General features: G+C 53.2%; 13 protein-coding genes. 12 read left to right on the forward strand and 1 reads right to left on the reverse strand.

Annotated features, from left to right (window positions below; all coding sequences use genetic code 11):
• The first annotated feature begins 148 nt into the window (after positions 1–148).
• The 8 genes from ihfB to FOB24_RS10290 all read left to right on the forward strand — a co-directional run bounded on the left by ihfB (position 149) and on the right by FOB24_RS10290 (position 8,972).
• Positions 149–433 carry an integration host factor subunit beta gene (gene ihfB, locus FOB24_RS10255; protein ID WP_003035780.1) on the forward strand — a complete coding sequence of 95 codons (285 nt, stop codon included), beginning with the start codon at positions 149–151 and terminating at the stop codon, positions 431–433.
• Positions 434–638: 205 nt separating this feature from the next.
• A complete protein-coding gene (locus FOB24_RS10260; protein WP_150344860.1) occupies positions 639–2,903 on the forward strand; it encodes a ComEC family protein in 2,265 nt (754 codons plus the stop codon).
• A 36-nt stretch (positions 2,904–2,939) separates the two neighbouring features.
• Positions 2,940–4,688, forward strand: a complete 1,749-nt coding sequence (gene msbA / locus FOB24_RS10265) for a lipid A ABC transporter ATP-binding protein/permease MsbA (RefSeq protein ID WP_038639312.1) — start codon at positions 2,940–2,942, stop codon at positions 4,686–4,688.
• Complete coding sequence (gene lpxK, locus FOB24_RS10270) at positions 4,685–5,662, forward strand: tetraacyldisaccharide 4'-kinase (protein WP_150344861.1); 978 nt, start codon at positions 4,685–4,687, stop codon at positions 5,660–5,662. Before msbA ends, lpxK begins: the two co-directional genes overlap by 4 nt.
• Before the next feature lie 41 nt (positions 5,663–5,703).
• Positions 5,704–6,936: a winged helix-turn-helix domain-containing protein gene (locus FOB24_RS10275; protein WP_150344862.1), complete on the forward strand. Its 1,233-nt coding sequence runs from the start codon at positions 5,704–5,706 to the stop codon at positions 6,934–6,936.
• A gap of 51 nt (positions 6,937–6,987) precedes the next feature.
• A complete protein-coding gene (ycaR, locus tag FOB24_RS10280; RefSeq protein WP_038639323.1) occupies positions 6,988–7,170 on the forward strand; it encodes a protein YcaR in 183 nt (60 codons plus the stop codon).
• Entirely contained in the window at positions 7,167–7,913 is a 747-nt protein-coding gene (kdsB, locus tag FOB24_RS10285) for a 3-deoxy-manno-octulosonate cytidylyltransferase (RefSeq protein ID WP_087857558.1), read from the forward strand. The genes ycaR and kdsB overlap by 4 nt, the downstream gene beginning before the upstream one ends.
• A gap of 165 nt (positions 7,914–8,078) precedes the next feature.
• Entirely contained in the window at positions 8,079–8,972 is an 894-nt protein-coding gene (locus FOB24_RS10290) for a YcbJ family phosphotransferase (RefSeq protein WP_038639330.1), read from the forward strand.
• 92 nt (positions 8,973–9,064) lie between these two features.
• Here FOB24_RS10290 and elyC read toward each other — a convergent pair whose 3' ends face one another.
• Positions 9,065–9,829, reverse strand: coding sequence for an envelope biogenesis factor ElyC (gene elyC, locus FOB24_RS10295; RefSeq protein ID WP_150344863.1), 765 nt, complete (start codon positions 9,827–9,829; stop codon positions 9,065–9,067).
• Positions 9,830–9,964: 135 nt separating this feature from the next.
• On the opposite strand from elyC, the gene cmoM reads away from it, so the two are divergent.
• Genes cmoM through mukB form a run of 4 tightly spaced genes read left to right on the forward strand, consistent with a single transcriptional unit; the run spans position 9,965 to position 17,228 of the window.
• Entirely contained in the window at positions 9,965–10,768 is an 804-nt protein-coding gene (gene cmoM, locus FOB24_RS10300) for a tRNA uridine 5-oxyacetic acid(34) methyltransferase CmoM (protein ID WP_150344864.1), read from the forward strand.
• Entirely contained in the window at positions 10,761–12,083 is a 1,323-nt protein-coding gene (gene mukF, locus FOB24_RS10305) for a chromosome partition protein MukF (RefSeq protein ID WP_038639340.1), read from the forward strand. The genes cmoM and mukF overlap by 8 nt, the downstream gene beginning before the upstream one ends.
• Positions 12,064–12,768 (forward strand): chromosome partition protein MukE, encoded by a 705-nt coding sequence (gene mukE, locus FOB24_RS10310; protein WP_038639343.1) that lies wholly within the window; start codon positions 12,064–12,066, stop codon positions 12,766–12,768. Before mukF ends, mukE begins: the two co-directional genes overlap by 20 nt.
• Positions 12,768–17,228 carry a chromosome partition protein MukB gene (mukB, locus tag FOB24_RS10315; RefSeq protein ID WP_038639346.1) on the forward strand — a complete coding sequence of 1,487 codons (4,461 nt, stop codon included), beginning with the start codon at positions 12,768–12,770 and terminating at the stop codon, positions 17,226–17,228. The genes mukE and mukB overlap by 1 nt, the downstream gene beginning before the upstream one ends.
• Positions 17,229–17,387: the final 159 nt, after the last annotated feature.

The raw sequence follows: 17,387 nt of genomic DNA on the forward strand, positions 1-17,387 counted from the left end.
CTAAATCCTTTGTGCCGTTAACAGCACAAAGGGTGACGAGTAGCTTGACAGATTACAGGATTCGTCCTGTAATCAATGACAAAGGGCGGCTACGGCCGCCCTTAATCAATGCAGCAGCTAATTATGCCTTTAAGGAACCGGAGGAATCATGACCAAGTCAGAATTGATTGAAAGACTTGCAACCCAGCAACCTCATATTCCCGCGAAAGCGGTTGAAGATGCAGTAAAAGAGATGCTGGAACATATGGCCTCGACTCTTGCGCAGGGCGAGCGTATTGAAATCCGCGGTTTCGGCAGCTTCTCTTTGCATTACCGCGCACCTCGCACCGGACGTAATCCGAAGACCGGCGATAAAGTGGATCTGGAAGGGAAATACGTTCCGCACTTTAAACCAGGTAAAGAACTGCGCGATCGCGCCAATATTTACGGTTAAGTTTTTAGCGAGACTTAACGCCGAGGAAAGCACCTGCATGGGTGCTTTTTTCATTTCTGCAGGCCCATACTGGAATCCCCATCCCAATTAATTCGCATGTTACATCCGCCGCCAAAGATCAGCGGAACGCGTGCCGTATAACAGTAAATTGTCGCCAGACAACCGTTGAGTATTACTACACACTCCCCGCAACAGGGAGGTATTGATGAAAATAACAACGGTGAGTACGTGTGCATTGTGCGGCATTCTTCCTCTGATGCTATTACCCGCGCTACCTGAGATGCTGAGCATCAGCGTTGTATTTTGTCTGGCATGTCTGCTCTGCCTTTTTCCCCACAAACATATGCGTTTCGCCGGGTTGACCCTGCTGTTTTTTCTTTGGGGAATAATGGCGGCGAAAGATGCACTTTGGGCGGGTAATACGCTTCCTGCTAAAAACCAGCAGGCAATTGTGCGCATAACCGGAACCGACAATATGACCACGCACTATGGTCAGATCACGCACCTGCAGGGGCGGCGAATCTTTCCTGCGCAAGGAATTGTGCTGTATGGGCAGTACCTGCCCGGCGACGTTTGCGCGGGCCAGACATGGGCGATGACGCTAAAAGTTCGCGCCGTACACGGTCAATTAAATGAGGGAGGATTTGACAGTCAACGTCACGCGTTAGCACAGCATCGGCCGCTGACGGGACGGTTCTTACAGGCTTCGGTCATCGCGCCACACTGTAGTTTACGTTCGCGATATCTTGCCTCGCTGAAAATGGCACTCGCCGACTATCCCTGGCAGCAGGTCATACTGGGGCTGGGAATGGGAGAGCGCTTGTCCGTGTCACAAGAGGTAAAAGCCATTATGCGTGATACCGGCACGGCGCATTTGATGGCTATCTCCGGGCTGCATATTGCGTTTGCCGCACTTTTGGCGGGAGGACTGATTCGCGGTGGACAATTTTTTATGCCAACCAGATGGATTTGCTGGCAGGTTCCATTGATTGGCGGGATTATCTGCGCGACATTTTATGCATGGTTAACGGGGCTTCAGCCCCCTGCATTGCGCACGATTGTCGCGCTGATGGTCTGGGGGGCGCTGAAGCTAAGCGGCAGGCAGTGGAGCGGATGGTCGGTCTGGGTCTGTTGTCTCGCAGCCATCGTGGTGGCTGATCCTCTCGCTATTCTGTCACAAAGTCTGTGGTTGTCTGCTTTTGCCGTCGCGGCGCTGATATTCTGGTATCAGTGGGTACCTTTACCTGCCTGGTCGCTCTCTCGCATTGGACGCATACTGCTGGCGCTCGCTCATCTGCAACTGGGTATCACGATTCTGCTTTTGCCTGTGCAAATTTCGATGTTTCACGGCATAAGCCTGACTTCATTGGTGGCTAATATATTTGCCGTACCGCTGGTCACGTTTATTTCCGTACCGCTGATACTAGCCGGCATGCTCGTACATTTAACCGGTCTGGGAGGGCTGGAGTCGGGGTTGTGGTATTTAGCCGATCGGTCTCTGGCGCTGTTATTTTGGGGACTTAATGCTCTGCCTCAAGGCTGGATTAATATAGATGCCCGCTGGCAATGGCTTGCATTGGCACCTGGGCTGATGCTCATTGCATGGCGACTGACTGCCTGGCGTACTCTACCGATGCTTTGTTTCACGGCGCTATTTTTGCTGAGTGAACCGCTCTGGCGAGCGCCACGCACGGACGCATGGCAAGTGCATATGCTGGACGTCGGGCAGGGACTGGCGATGGTGATCGCCCGCAATGGGAAAGCGATTCTTTATGATACGGGTCTGGCATGGCCCGAGGGCGATAGCGCACAGCAACTGATCATTCCCTGGTTACGCTGGCACAACCTCGAGCCTGAAGGGGTTATTTTAAGTCACGAGCATATGGATCATCGGGGAGGGTTGCGCTCGCTGCAACAAGCATGGCCATTCTTATGGATAAGAAGCCCACTAGGCTGGAAAGGTCATCTCCCGTGTTTTCGCGGGGAACGCTGGCAATGGCAAGGATTAACGTTCAGTGCGCACTGGCCGGTGCGCGGAAATACAGCGCAAGGGAATAACCAATCCTGCGTGGTTAAAGTCGATGACGGACATCAGAGTATTCTTCTGACCGGGGATATTGAGTCTCCCGCTGAACAAAAAATGCTAAGTCACTACTGGTCGCATCTGCAGGCTACTGTTATGCAGGTTCCACACCATGGCAGCAATACATCATCATCACTGGCGCTGATTCAGCGAGTTGGCGGACAGGCGGCATTAGCCTCGGCATCCCGTTATAATGCATGGCGACTGCCTTCCTGGAAGGTGAAGCGGCGCTATCGGCAACAAGATTATCAATGGCTGGATACGCCACATCAGGGGCAGATTACGCTGGATTTTTACCCGAAAACCTGGCAAATACGCAGCATGCGGGATCAGATTTTACCCCGTTGGTATCATCAGTGGTTTGGCGTGTCGGAGGATAACGGGTAGAATATGCGGCTATTCTAACAAATGCTGGTTTTTTGAATGCATAACGATAAAGATCTCTCTACGTGGCAGACGTTTCGCCGACTATGGCCAACCATAGCGCCTTTTAAATCGGGTCTGATCGTGGCGGGTATAGCGTTAATCCTTAACGCGGCCAGCGATACCTTCATGTTATCGCTCCTTAAGCCATTACTGGATGATGGTTTTGGTAAAACTGACCGCTCGGTGCTGTTGTGGATGCCGCTGGTGGTCATTGGGCTGATGATAGTTCGTGGCTTAACCAGCTATGTCTCCAGCTACTGTATCTCATGGGTGTCAGGCAAAGTGGTTATGACCATGCGCCGCCGCCTGTTTGGTCACATGATGGGCATGCCAGTCTCCTTTTTTGATAAACAGTCTACAGGTACGTTGCTGTCACGTATTACCTATGATTCAGAACAGGTTGCGTCATCGTCTTCCGGTGCGCTGATCACCGTGGTACGTGAAGGGGCGTCAATTATTGGCCTGTTCATCATGATGTTCTATTACAGCTGGCAGCTGTCATTGATCCTGATAGTACTGGCGCCAATTGTGTCAGTGGCGATTCGTGTGGTTTCTAAGCGCTTTCGTAGCATCAGTAAAAATATGCAAAACACCATGGGGCAGGTTACGACCAGTGCGGAGCAGATGCTGAAAGGCCACAAGGAAGTTCTGATTTTTGGTGGTCAGGAAGTCGAAACCAAACGCTTTGATAAAGTCAGCAACAAGATGCGCTTACAGGGGATGAAGATGGTTTCCGCCTCTTCTATCTCCGATCCTATCATCCAGTTGATTGCGTCTCTGGCTCTGGCCTTTGTGTTATATGCAGCCAGTTTCCCAAGCGTCATGGAAAACCTGACGGCAGGGACCATTACCGTTGTCTTCTCGTCAATGATCGCGCTGATGCGTCCGTTGAAATCGCTGACTAACGTCAACGCGCAGTTCCAGCGTGGTATGGCGGCATGCCAGACCTTATTTACGATTCTGGATAGCGAACAGGAGAAAGACGAAGGTAAACGTGTTATCGAACGCGCTACCGGCGATCTGGAATTCCGCAATGTGACCTTTACTTATCCAGGACGTGAAGCCCCTGCGCTGCGTAACATCAACCTGAATATTCCGGCGGGTAAAACCGTCGCTCTGGTTGGGCGTTCGGGTTCAGGTAAATCCACCATCGCCAGCCTGATCACGCGCTTCTACGATATCGATGAAGGGCAGATTCTGATGGACGGACACGATCTGCGCGAATATACCCTCGCATCCCTGCGCGATCAGGTTGCTTTGGTTTCGCAGAATGTGCACCTGTTTAACGATACGGTAGCCAATAACATCGCCTACGCGCGTACCGATTTATACAGTCGCGAACAGATTGAAAAAGCGGCGCAGATGGCCTATGCCATGGATTTCATCAATAAGATGGATAATGGTCTGGATACGGTGATTGGCGAAAACGGCGTACTGCTTTCCGGTGGACAGCGCCAACGTATCGCTATCGCCCGTGCCTTACTGCGTGACAGCCCGATCCTGATCCTTGATGAAGCTACGTCGGCTCTCGATACTGAATCCGAACGCGCGATTCAGGCGGCACTGGATGAGCTACAGAAAAACCGTACTTCTCTGGTCATTGCACACCGTCTTTCTACCATTGAGCAGGCGGATGAAATCATCGTGGTGGAAGACGGGGTGATTGTTGAGCGCGGAACCCATAACGAGCTGATTGAGCAACGCGGCGTGTATGCGCAATTACACAAAATGCAATTTGGTCAATGATCGCACGTATCTGGTCTGGTGAATCGCCGCTGTGGCGCTTATTACTTCCACTCTCCTGGCTGTATGGCCTGGTGAGTGGGGGGATCCGCTTATGCTACAAACTTGGGCTCAAGCGCGCATGGCACGCGCCGGTACCAGTTGTCGTAGTGGGAAACCTTACCGCAGGCGGGAACGGTAAAACGCCGGTGGTGATTTGGCTGGTTGAACGACTACAGCAACGTGGTATCCGCGTGGGCGTGGTTTCTCGTGGTTATGGCGGAAAAGCCGCGGCTTACCCGCTGTTGCTGACAACGGATACCACGACTGCAGAAGCGGGCGATGAACCGGTGCTCATCTACCAGCGCACCGGCGTGCCTGTAGCGGTCTCTCCGAACAGAGCGGATGCGGTAAAAGCTATTTTGGCGCATCATGATGTGCAGATTATTGTGACGGACGATGGTCTACAGCACTATCGTCTGGCGCGAGATGTTGAAATCGTGGTGATTGACGGCGAGCGTCGATTTGGCAATGGCTGGTGGCTTCCTGCCGGTCCAATGCGGGAACGCGCAGGTCGGCTTAAATCGGTGGATGCGACAATCGTTAACGGCGGCAGTCCACAGCCGGGGGAGATTCCCATGCGACTTGAACCAGGGCTGGCCGTTAATTTACGCACGGGTGAACGCCGTGATGTGGCACAGCTAACCAATATTGTCGCCATGGCGGGTATTGGTCATCCGCCACGTTTTTTTGCCACGCTTGAAGCGTGCGGAGCCAAACCACAAAAATGTATTGCGCTGGCAGATCATCAATCTCTGACCTACAGTGACGTCAGTGCGTTTTCAGACGCAGGGCAAACGCTGGTGATGACGGAAAAAGATGCGGTTAAATGCCGCGCATTTGCTGATGATAACTGGTGGTATTTACCTGTGGACGCACATTTGTCAGGCGAACGGCCTGATGTGTTGCTGGATAGCTTAATCTCGCTGACTCGCTAACGGATTCAAGCTGCGGCAGCGAATCATTTATGAGGTCATAAATGTCGTTGCCGCACCTTTCTCTGACGGATGCTCGTCATCTTCACCTTGCCGCTCAAGGTCTGCTGAAAAAAACACGCCGCCGGGCATCTCCTGCCGATATTCTTGCCACCATTTCGCGCATGTCTTTATTGCAAATCGATACCATCAATATTGTGGCGCGCAGTCCTTACCTGGTGCTGTTCAGTCGTTTAGGTGATTATTCCCCGCAATGGCTGGATGACTCGCTACGGCAGGGTGAACTGATGGAGTACTGGGCGCACGAGGCCTGCTTTATGCCGCGCAGTGACTTTATGCTGATACGCCACCGCATGCTGGCACCGGAGAAAATGGGCTGGAAATATAAAGCGGCGTGGATGGCAGAACATGCCCATGAGATTGAGCAGTTACTCCAGCATATCCATCATAACGGACCGGTACGCTCAGCCGATTTTGAACATCCCCGTAAGGGGGCTAACGGTTGGTGGGAATGGAAGCCGCATAAGCGACACCTTGAAGGACTGTTTACTGCCGGGAAAGTCATGGTGGTGGAGCGGCGTAATTTCCAGCGAGTCTATGATTTAACCCATCGCGTCATGCCGCATTGGGATGATGAACGTGACAGGCTTTCACAAGAGGAAGCCGAAATTGTCATGCTGGACAACAGCGCCCGTAGTCTGGGGATTTTTCGCGAACAGTGGTTGGCAGACTACTATCGTTTGAAGCGTCCGGGATTAAAAAACTGGTGTGATGTGCGCAAGGAACAGCAACAAATTATTCCGGTCGACGTTGAAGGGCTGGGAACCCTGTGGTTGCATAGCGATCTTCAACCGCTGCTTGAGCAGGCATTGTCGGGTAAATTAACAGCAACGCATAGCACGGTTTTATCGCCGTTTGATCCGGTGGTCTGGGATCGTAAACGGGCAGAGCAGTTATTCGATTTTAGCTATCGGCTGGAATGTTATACGCCAGCAGCGAAACGACAATACGGTTATTTTGTCCTGCCTTTACTGCATCATGGGCAGTTAGTGGGGCGGATGGATGCCAAAATGCACCGTAAAACAGGTGTACTGGAGGTGATTTCGCTATGGTTACAGGATGGGGTCAAACCTGGCATTACTCTGCAAAAAGGGTTGTTCCAGGCGATTGATGATTTTGCCCGCTGGCAGCAGGCAACGCGCGTGACGCTGGGGCGCTGTCCTGAAGGTATATTTGCTGGTGTACGTCATGGCTGGGAAATAGCCCCAGCCCGTTAAGCGATTATGTTAATATTTACGGATTCACAATCCGGTCCATCTGGAGGAACTATGGATCATCGTCTGCTTGAAATCATTGCCTGCCCGGTATGCAATGGCAAACTCTGGTTTAACCAGGAAAAACAGGAACTAATTTGTAAACCGGATAACCTTGCTTTCCCACTGCGTGATGGCATTCCCGTTTTACTGGAAACCGAAGCTCGCGTTCTGACTGCGGATGAGAGTAAATCATGAGTTTTGTGGTCATTATTCCTGCGCGTTATGCGTCCACCCGTTTGCCGGGCAAGCCGCTTTTGGATATCAACGGCAAGCCGATGATCGTGCATGTGCTGGAGCGTGCGCGTGAATCTGGCGCTGAGCGCATTATCGTTGCCACCGATCATGAAGATGTCGCTCGTGCGGTAGAAGCGGTGGGAGGGGAAGTTTGCATGACCCGGGCCGATCACCAGTCTGGTACCGAGCGTCTGGCGGAAGTCGTCGAGAAATGTGGCTTTAGCAATGATACCGTTATTGTGAACGTTCAGGGTGATGAGCCGATGATCCCAGCGGTCATTATTCGTCAGGTGGCCGAAAATCTGGCGCAACGCCAGGTTGGCATGGCGACCCTTGCGGCTCCCATTCATAATGCGGAAGAAGCATTCAATCCGAATGCGGTTAAAGTCGTTCTGGACAGCGAAGGCTATGCGCTCTATTTTTCGCGCGCAACGATTCCCTGGGATCGCGACCGTTTTGCCAAAAGCCTGGAAACGGTAGGCGATACCTTCCTGCGTCACCTCGGTATTTACGGTTATCGCGCCGGTTTTATTCGCCGCTATGTTAACTGGCAGCCCAGCCCGCTTGAGCATATTGAAATGCTGGAGCAACTGCGTGTGCTGTGGTACGGCGAAAAAATTCACGTGGCCGTCGCTAAAGAAGTACCGGGTACTGGCGTAGACACTGCTGAGGATCTTGAACGCGTTCGCGCTGAAATGCGTTAGTTTTTCTCATGGCACTCCACCCATAATACCGCCTATTTTTGGGAGGAGTGTCGTATCGTTACGTTTTCCCTGTGCTTTTCTTTTCATCAATTGATCTCATCCGGGTGACATCTGTCTGCGCGACGCTCATTATGAAAGCAGTAGCTTTTATGAGGGCAATCTGAAATGGAACAGTTGCGTGCCGAACTCAGCCATCTGCTGGGTGAAAAACTCAGTCGTATTGAATGCGTGAATGAGAAAGTGGATACCGCCCTGTGGTCACTGTACGACAGTCAGGGTAATCCGATGCCGCTGATGGCGAGAAGTTTCACCACGCCGGGGATGGCGCAGCAGCTGGCATGGAAAACCTCCATGCTGGCGCGCAGTGGCACGGTACGTATGCCGGTCATTTATGGCGTCTTAACGCATGAGGAGCATCCCGGTCCTGATGTGCTCCTGCTTGAGCGTCTACGCGGCGTGCCGGTGGAAGCGCCTGCCCGAACGCCCGAGCGCTGGGAACATTTAAAAGATCAAATCGTAGAAGGTTTGCTGTCATGGCATCGGCAGGACAGCCGCGGCTGCGTGGGAGCGGTGGATAACACGCAAGAGAACATCTGGCCGTCCTGGTATCGCCAGCGTGTCGAGGTATTGTGGAGCACGTTGAATCAGTTCAACAATACTGGGCTGACGATGCAGGACAAGCGGATTCTGTTCCGCACCCGTGAATGTTTACCCGACTTATTTGCCGGATTTAATGATAACTGCGTGCTGATCCACGGCAATTTCAGTTTACGCAGCATGCTCAAAGATGCTCGTAGCGATCAGCTCCTGGCGATGGTGGGACCGGGCTTGATGCTGTGGGCGCCAAGAGAATATGAATTGTTCCGCTTAATGGATAATGCGCTGGCGGAAAGCCTGCTTTGGCAATATCTGCAACGCGCGCCAGTGGCGGAGTCATTCATCTGGCGGCGCTGGTTGTATGTGTTATGGGATGAGGTGGCGCAACTGGTCAATACCGGACGCTTTAATCGTTCCAACTTTGATCTGGCGACAAAATCCCTGCTGCCGTGGCTCGCCTGATCAACACGTGAACACCGTATCCGGCCTGGAATTCTGCGCTGACCCGTAGGCCTGATAAGACGCGATAGTGTCGCCATCAGGCAATATTTCGGTCAATGTTCCGCTCCCTTCAGCCACTGCCAGATGCGCCCCAGCGTTTCGTATCCGGCACGATCGCTGTGCATCAGCCAGACCGGCGAGGGAATTGCCCGCTCCCATGGATTAAGCGGGGAATCAATCGCTAACTGATTGGCAGGTGCTGGCAGCGGATGTAGCCCGGCCTGCTGGAAGAAAATCATGGCACGCGGTAAGTGCGATGCGGAGGTCACCAGCAGAAACGGCGCGTTGCCGATGGCCTGCTTTACTGCCGCTGCTTCTTCTTCAGTATCTTTGGGTTGATCCAGCGTGATGATGTCACCAGCCGGCACCCCCAGCGACTGCGCTACGCGGGCGCCAGCTTCCGCGGTACTAACGTTATTCGTTTTTGCGGCGGCACCGGTAAAGATAAGTTTCGACCCTGGATTCGCGCGCCATAGGCGAATACCTTCATTCAGGCGTGGAAGGCTATTGTTAATCAGGTTTGAACTCGGCGCCCACTGAGGGTTCCAGGTATATCCCCCGCCCAGCACCACAATGTATTCCACTTTTTGCGTATCCTGCCAGGTGGGATAGCTGTCCTCAATGGGCTTCAGCAGACTGTCGGCGACGGGTTGTAAACTCAGGAGTAATAGCGCCAGCCAACTCAGGCTGATACACACTTTCCCTGTTTTTTGAAAGCGGCTAAACCAGACCAGCGCCAGGCCAATACCCATCATTGTTAGCATCAGCGGAAGCGGCAGCATCATACCGCCAATCACTTTCTTCAGCGTAAAAAGCATCCTTTTTGGTTCCTTTTTTAACCATACAGCAGGGGATCTGCAGGGATATTACACCAGGAAGGTTCATTCTCGGCGCGGGTGTGACAAAATAGCGGTTTTACTTAGTCACCCTAAAGCCAGTATGTGGAGAGCCCGATGCGGGATCGCAATTTTGATGACATTGCAGAGAAGTTTTCCCGTAACATTTACGGCACCACCAAAGGCCAATTAAGACAGGCTATTCTTTGGCAGGATTTGGATCGATTATTGGCGACATTCGGCGAGCAGCAATTGCATATTCTGGATGCTGGCGGCGGTGAAGGGCAAACGGCCATCAAGATGGCGCAACGTGGGCACTTCGTGACATTATGCGATCTGTCAGGCGAAATGATCGCCCGTGCGCGACAGGCGGCAGAGGCAAAAGGTGTGAGCGGAAACATGCATTTCATACAATGCGCCGCTCAGGACGTTACTGCGCATTTGGAAACCCCGGTTGATCTGATATTGTTTCATGCTGTGCTGGAATGGGTGACGGATCCCGTCAGCGTGTTGCAGACGTTGTGGTCAGTATTGCGTCCCGGCGGCGCGCTGTCGTTAATGTTCTACAATGCTAACGGTCTGTTGATGCATAACATGGTCGCAGGGAACTTTGACTATGTGCAGGTGGGGATGCCGAAACGTAAAAAGCGTACGCTTTCACCGGACTACCCACGCGATCCGGGGCAGGTTTACCAGTGGCTGGAACAGATCGGTTGGCAGATAACGAGTAAAACGGGCGTCCGAGTGTTTCATGACTATCTGCGGGATAAGCATAAACAACATGACGACTATGAAATGTTACTTGAGTTAGAAACGCGCTATTGCCGCCAGGAACCGTATATCAGCCTTGGGCGCTATATTCATGTCACCGCGATTAAAAGTCCGGCCCGAGCCGCAGATGCAAGGATAACCTATGAGTGAATTTTCCCAGACAGTCCCCGAACTGGTTGCCTGGGCCAGAAAAAATGACTTCTCCATCTCTCTGCCGGTAGACAGACTTTCGTTCCTGCTGGCGGTCGCCACTCTGAACGGCGAGCGACTTGACGGCGAGATGAGTGAAGGTGAGCTGGTGGATGCGTTCCGCCATGTGAGTGATGCGTTTGAGCAAACCAGCGAAACCATTGGCGTACGTGCTAACAACGCGATTAACGATATGGTGCGTCAACGTCTGCTGAACCGCTTTACCAGCGAGCAGGCGGAAGGCAATGCCATATATCGTTTAACGCCGCTCGGGATTGGCATCACGGATTACTACATACGTCAGCGCGAATTCTCTACGCTGCGTCTTTCAATGCAACTGTCGATTGTTGCAGGCGAACTGAAGCGCGCGGCGGATGCGGCAGCGGAAGGCGGCGATGAGTTCCACTGGCATCGCAATGTTTACGCGCCATTGAAATATTCGGTGGCGGAGATTTTCGACAGTATCGATCTCACCCAGCGCATCATGGATGAACAGCAGCAGCAGGTGAAAGACGATATCGCGCAGTTGCTGAACAAAGACTGGCGGGCGGCGATTTCCAGCTGTGAACTGCTGCTTTCTGAAACTTCCGGGACGCTGCGCGAACTGCAGGATACGTTGGAAGCGGCGGGGGATAAGCTACAGGCAAACCTGCTACGAATCCAGGATGCCACGATGGCGCATGACGATTTGCATTTTGTCGACAGGCTGGTGTTTGACTTACAAAGTAAGCTCGACCGTATTATCAGTTGGGGCCAGCAGTCTATTGATTTGTGGATCGGTTACGATCGCCATGTGCATAAGTTTATCCGTACCGCGATTGATATGGATAAAAACCGCGTCTTTGCCCAGCGTTTGCGCCAGTCCGTGCAGACTTATTTTGACGATCCATGGGCGCTGACTTATGCCAACGCCGACCGTCTGCTGGATATGCGTGATGAAGAGATGGTCCTGCGTGACGAAGAGGTCACCGGTGAGCTTCCGACAGATCTGGAATATGAAGAATTTAACGAGATCCGTGAGCAACTGGCGGCGATCATCGAAGAACAGTTGGCTATCTACAAATCCAGACAAACGCCACTGGATCTCGGTTTGGTAGTGCGCGAGTATCTGGCGCAATATCCACGTGCGCGTCACTTCGACGTCGCGCGTATTGTTATCGATCAGGCGGTACGTCTTGGCGTAGCGCAAGCAGATTTCACCGGACTGCCAGCCAAATGGCAGCCGATTAATGATTACGGAGCCAAGGTACAGGCGCATGTCATTGACAAATATTGAACAAGTGATGCCGGTAAAGCTGGCGCAGGCGCTGGCGAATCCGTTATTTCCGGCGCTGGATAGCGCCTTACGTTCGGGCCGACATATCGGCCTGGATGAACTGGATAATCATGCCTTCCTGATGGATTTTCAGGAATATTTTGAAGAATTTTATAGCCGCTATAACGTGGAACTGATCCGCGCGCCGGAAGGATTCTTCTACCTTCGTCCGCGTTCAACGACGCTCATTCCGCGTTCGGTTCTGTCCGAACTGGACATGATGGTGGGTAAAATTCTTTGCTATCTCTATCTCAGCCCGGAACGCCTGGCGAATGAAGGGATTTTTACCCAGCAAGAGTTATACGACGAGTTGTTGACGCTGGCGGATGAAGCGAAACTGCTGAAGCTGGTGAACAATCGTTCAACCGGTTCGGACGTTGACCGTCAAAAGCTACAGGAAAAGGTACGTTCTTCGCTAAACCGTCTGCGTCGCTTAGGTATGGTGTGGTTTCTGGGTCACGACAGCAGCAAATTCCGTATTACGGAATCGGTCTTCCGCTTTGGCGCGGACGTACGCACCGGTGACGATCCGCGCGAAGCACAGCGTCGCTTAATTCGTGATGGCGAAGCAATGCCGGTCGAGAACCGCCTGCAGCTCAACGATGAGCCCGAAGAGAATCAGCCGGACAGTGGAGAAGAAGAATAATGATTGAACGCGGTAAATTTCGCTCACTTACGCTGATTAACTGGAATGGCTTTTTTGCCCGTACGTTCGACCTGGATGAATTGGTCACCACGCTGTCCGGTGGTAACGGTGCGGGAAAATCCACGACCATGGCGGCATTTGTTACGGCGCTCATCCCGGATTTAACCCTGCTGCATTTCCGTAATACCACCGAAGCCGGTGCGACCAGCGGTTCACGTGACAAAGGTCTGCACGGTAAGCTGAAGGCGGGGGTCTGTTACTCAATGCTCGACGTCCTCAACTCCCGCCATCAGCGCGTGGTTGTCGGCGTTCGTCTGCAACAGGTTGCCGGTCGCGATCGTAAAGTGGATATCAAGCCGTTTGCCATTCAGGGGCTGCCGATGTCGGTGCAGCCCACTCAGTTGGTTACGGAAACGCTGAACGAACGCCAGGCGCGCGTCCTGTCTCTCCCTGAGCTGAAAGAAAAGCTTGATGAGATGGAAGGCGTGCAGTTTAAGCAGTTCAACTCGATAACGGATTATCACTCGCTGATGTTCGATCTGGGCATCATTGCCCGTCGTCTGCGCTCTGCGTCCGATCGTAGTAAATTCTATCGTCTGATTGAAGCCTCGCTGTATGGCGGTATCTCCAGCGCTATTACTCGCTCGCTGCGTGATTACCTGCTGCCAGAAAACAGCGGCGTACGCAAAGCGTTCCAGGATATGGAAGCCGCGCTGCGTGAAAACCGCATGACCCTGGAAGCGATTCGCGTAACCCAGTCTGACCGCGATCTGTTTAAGCATTTGATCAGCGAAGCGACCAACTACGTGGCAGCGGATTATATGCGCCATGCCAACGAGCGCCGTATTCATCTGGATAAAGCGCTGGAATATCGTCGTGAACTGCATACCTCACGCAAGCAGTTGGCTGCTGAGCAGTATAAGCACGTGGATATGGCGCGCGAACTGGGCGAGCACAACGGCGCGGAAGGCGATCTGGAAGCTGATTACCAGGCGGCGAGCGATCACCTCAATCTGGTGCAAACCGCGCTGCGTCAGCAGGAAAAAATTGAACGCTATGAAGCGGATCTCGAGGAATTACAGATCCGTCTCGAAGAACAAAATGAGGTCGTCGCGGAAGCCGTTGACCGCCAGGATGAAAACGAAGCCCGTGCGGAAGCCGCTGAGCTGGAAGTGGATGAGCTGAAAAGTCAGCTTGCCGATTATCAGCAGGCGCTGGATGTCCAGCAAACGCGAGCTATCCAGTATACCCAGGCGATTCAGGCGTTAAGCCGGGCCAAAGAGTTGTGCCACTTACCGGATCTGACAGCCGACAGCGCTGCCGAATGGCTGGAAACCTTCCAGGCCAAAGAGCAGGAAGCCACAGAAAAACTGTTGACGCTGGAACAAAAAATGAGCGTGGCGCAAACCGCGCACAGCCAGTTCGAACAGGCTTATCAGCTGGTGGCGGCGATCAACGGCCCACTGGCGCGTGGTGAGGCCTGGAGCGTGGCGCGTGAACTGCTGCGGGAAGGCGTTGAGCAGCGTCACCTGGCGGAACAGGTTCAGCCGTTGCGTATGCGTCTTAGCGAACTGGAGCAGCGTCTGCGCGAGCAGCAGGACGCCGAGCGGCTGTTGGCTGAATTCTGCAAACGCCAGGGTAAACAGTTCGATATCGATGAACTGGAAGCGTTGCATCAGGAGCTGGAAGCGCGCATCGCCGCCTTGTCGGACAGCGTATCCTCAGCCAGTGAACAGCGAATGACGCTGCGTCAGGAACAGGAACAACTGCAGTCGCGTATCCAGCATTTGATGAAACGCGCGCCGGTCTGGCTGGCCGCGCAAAATAGCCTGAATCAACTTAGCGAACAGTGCGGCGAAGAGTTTACCTCCAGCCAGGACGTGACCGAGTATCTGCAGCAATTGCTGGAGCGCGAGCGTGAAGCCATTGTTGAGCGCGATGAAGTTGGCGCGCGCAAAAACGCGGTTGATGAAGAAATTGAACGTTTAAGTCAGCCGGGCGGGGCGGAAGATCAGCGTCTGAACGCGCTGGCGGAACGCTTCGGCGGCGTGCTGCTGTCTGAAATTTATGACGACGTTAGCCTTGAAGATGCGCCGTACTTCTCCGCGCTGTACGGTCCGTCGCGCCATGCTATCGTGGTGCCGGATCTGTCGCTGATTACCGAACAGCTTGAAGGACTGACGGATTGTCCGGAAGATCTCTATTTTATCGAAGGGGATCCGCAGTCGTTTGATGACAGCGTTTTCAGCGTTGATGAGCTGGAAAAAGCGGTGGTGGTGAAAACCGCCGAACGTCAGTGGCGTTATTCCCGCTTCCCGACGGTGCCGATTTTTGGCCGCGCCGCGCGCGAAAGCCGTATCGAAACCCTGCATGCCGAGCGTGAAGGGCTGTCTGAACGTTTCGCCACGCTCTCTTTTGACGTCCAGAAAACCCAGCGTCTGCATCAGGCGTTCAGCCGCTTTATCGGCAGCCATTTGTCGGTGGCGTTTGAAGCCGATCCAGAAGCGGAAATTCGTCAGTTGAACAGCCGCCGCGTTGAGCTGGAGCGTGCGCTGACCAATCATGAAAATGATAATCAGCAAAGCCGTATGCAGTTTGAACAGGCGAAAGAGGGGGTTTCCGCGCTGAACCGCCTGCTGCCGCGTTTGAATCTGCTGGCCGATGAAACGCTTGCCGATCGCGTGGACGAAATTCGCGAGCGTCTGGATGAAGCTCAGGAAGCGGCGCGTTTTGTGCAGCAGCACGGCAATCAGTTAGCCAAACTGGAACCGATGGTTTCGGTTCTGCAAAATGACCCTGAGCAGTTTGAACAACTGAAGGAAGATTACGCCTATTCCCAGCAGATGCAGCGTGATGCGCGTCAGCAGGCGTTTGCGCTGACAGAGGTCGTACAACGTCGGGCGCACTTTAGCTATTCCGATTCAGCCGAAATGCTGAGCGGCAACAGCGATCTGAACGAAAAACTGCGCCAACGCCTGGAACAGGCGGAAGCTGAACGTACCCGCGCTCGTGAAGCGCTGCGCAGCCACGCCGCGCAGTTAAGCCAGTACAACCAGGTCATGGCGTCGCTGAAAAGCTCCTATGACACTAAAAAAGAACTGCTCAACGATTTACAACGTGAACTGCAGGATATCGGCGTTCGTGCTGACAGCGGTGCGGAAGAGCGTGCTCGTATTCGTCGGGATGAACTGCACGCGCAGCTCAGTAACAACCGTGCGCGCCGTAACCAGCTGGAAAAAGCGCTGACCTTCTGCGAAGCGGAGATGGACAACCTGACCCGCAAACTGCGCAAACTGGAACGCGATTATTTTGAGATGCGCGAACAGGTAGTGATGGCGAAAGCCGGCTGGTGTGCCGTGATGCGCATGGTGAAAGACAACGGTGTTGAACGCCGTCTGCACCGTCGCGAGCTGGCATATCTTTCTGGTGATGAACTGCGTTCGATGTCGGATAAGGCGCTCGGCGCGCTGCGTCTGGCGGTGGCGGATAACGAACACCTGCGTGATGTGTTGCGCATGTCTGAAGATCCGAAGCGCCCGGAGCGTAAAATTCAGTTCTTTGTCGCGGTTTATCAGCATCTGCGTGAACGTATTCGTCAGGATATTATTCGTACCGACGATCCGGTGGAAGCGATTGAACAGATGGAGATCGAACTGAGCCGTCTGACGGAAGAATTAACCTCGCGTGAACAGAAGCTGGCGATCAGCTCCCGCAGCGTGGCAAACATCATTCGTAAGACGATTCAGCGCGAACAAAACCGTATTCGTATGCTGAACCAGGGGCTGCAAAACGTGTCGTTTGGCCAGGTCAACAGTGTACGTCTGAATGTCAATGTGCGTGAAACGCATGCCACCTTGCTGGACGTACTTTCCGAGCAGCATGAACAGCACCAGGATCTGTTTAACAGCAACCGTCTGACCTTCTCTGAAGCACTGGCGAAGCTGTATCAGCGACTGAATCCGCAGATTGATATGGGGCAACGCACGCCGCAAACCATTGGTGAAGAGCTGCTGGACTACCGTAACTATCTGGAAATGGAAGTCGAGGTTAACCGTGGATCTGACGGTTGGCTGCGTGCTGAATCTGGCGCACTGTCCACCGGTGAAGCGATCGGGACCGGGATGTCTATTCTGGTGATGGTTGTGCAAAGCTGGGAAGACGAAGGTCGCAGACTGCGTGGGAAAGATATCTCGCCATGCCGACTGTTGTTCCTTGATGAAGCCGCACGACTTGATGCCCGCTCCATCGCGACCCTGTTTGAACTGTGCGAGCGTTTGCAGATGCAACTGATTATCGCGGCACCGGAAAACATCAGCCCGGAGAAAGGCACCACCTACAAACTGGTGCGTAAAGTCTTCCAGAACACCGAGCACGTTCACGTGGTGGGGCTACGCGGGTTTGCCCCGCAGTTACCTGAACCACTGCCGGGAACTGAAGACGCTTCCTCACAGGCAAGCTAACGAAGAAGGCGGCTAAATAGCCGCCTTCTGCTTTTCTGAAAAGCACGTAATGCCTGGTGTGATTTCTTTAGACTTCTTTACATTAGGTTAGGCAAAAACTATTTGATGTTTATATACTAAAGGTAAGCCTAACGCATCGCAGGCTTGCTCGTCATACTT

Origin of the sequence: Citrobacter werkmanii (assembly GCF_008693645.1) — a bacterium.
In the GTDB taxonomy this organism is placed as follows: domain Bacteria; phylum Pseudomonadota; class Gammaproteobacteria; order Enterobacterales; family Enterobacteriaceae; genus Citrobacter; species Citrobacter werkmanii.

Bases quoted from the DNA above. Each gene is read 5' to 3' on its own strand.
- mukB (WP_038639346.1), top strand. From the start codon at position 12,768: ATGATTGAACGCGGTAAATTTCGCTCACTTACGCTGATTAACTGGAAT.
- msbA (WP_038639312.1), top strand. From the start codon at position 2,940: ATGCATAACGATAAAGATCTCTCTACGTGGCAGACGTTTCGCCGACTA.
- cmoM (WP_150344864.1), top strand. From the start codon at position 9,965: ATGCGGGATCGCAATTTTGATGACATTGCAGAGAAGTTTTCCCGTAAC.
- FOB24_RS10275 (WP_150344862.1), top strand. From the start codon at position 5,704: ATGTCGTTGCCGCACCTTTCTCTGACGGATGCTCGTCATCTTCACCTT.
- FOB24_RS10260 (WP_150344860.1), top strand. From the start codon at position 639: ATGAAAATAACAACGGTGAGTACGTGTGCATTGTGCGGCATTCTTCCT.
- kdsB (WP_087857558.1), top strand. From the start codon at position 7,167: ATGAGTTTTGTGGTCATTATTCCTGCGCGTTATGCGTCCACCCGTTTG.
- mukF (WP_038639340.1), top strand. From the start codon at position 10,761: ATGAGTGAATTTTCCCAGACAGTCCCCGAACTGGTTGCCTGGGCCAGA.
- lpxK (WP_150344861.1), top strand. From the start codon at position 4,685: ATGATCGCACGTATCTGGTCTGGTGAATCGCCGCTGTGGCGCTTATTA.
- ihfB (WP_003035780.1), top strand. From the start codon at position 149: ATGACCAAGTCAGAATTGATTGAAAGACTTGCAACCCAGCAACCTCAT.
- elyC (WP_150344863.1), bottom strand. From the start codon at position 9,829: ATGCTTTTTACGCTGAAGAAAGTGATTGGCGGTATGATGCTGCCGCTT.
- ycaR (WP_038639323.1), top strand. From the start codon at position 6,988: ATGGATCATCGTCTGCTTGAAATCATTGCCTGCCCGGTATGCAATGGC.
- mukE (WP_038639343.1), top strand. From the start codon at position 12,064: ATGTCATTGACAAATATTGAACAAGTGATGCCGGTAAAGCTGGCGCAG.
- FOB24_RS10290 (WP_038639330.1), top strand. From the start codon at position 8,079: ATGGAACAGTTGCGTGCCGAACTCAGCCATCTGCTGGGTGAAAAACTC.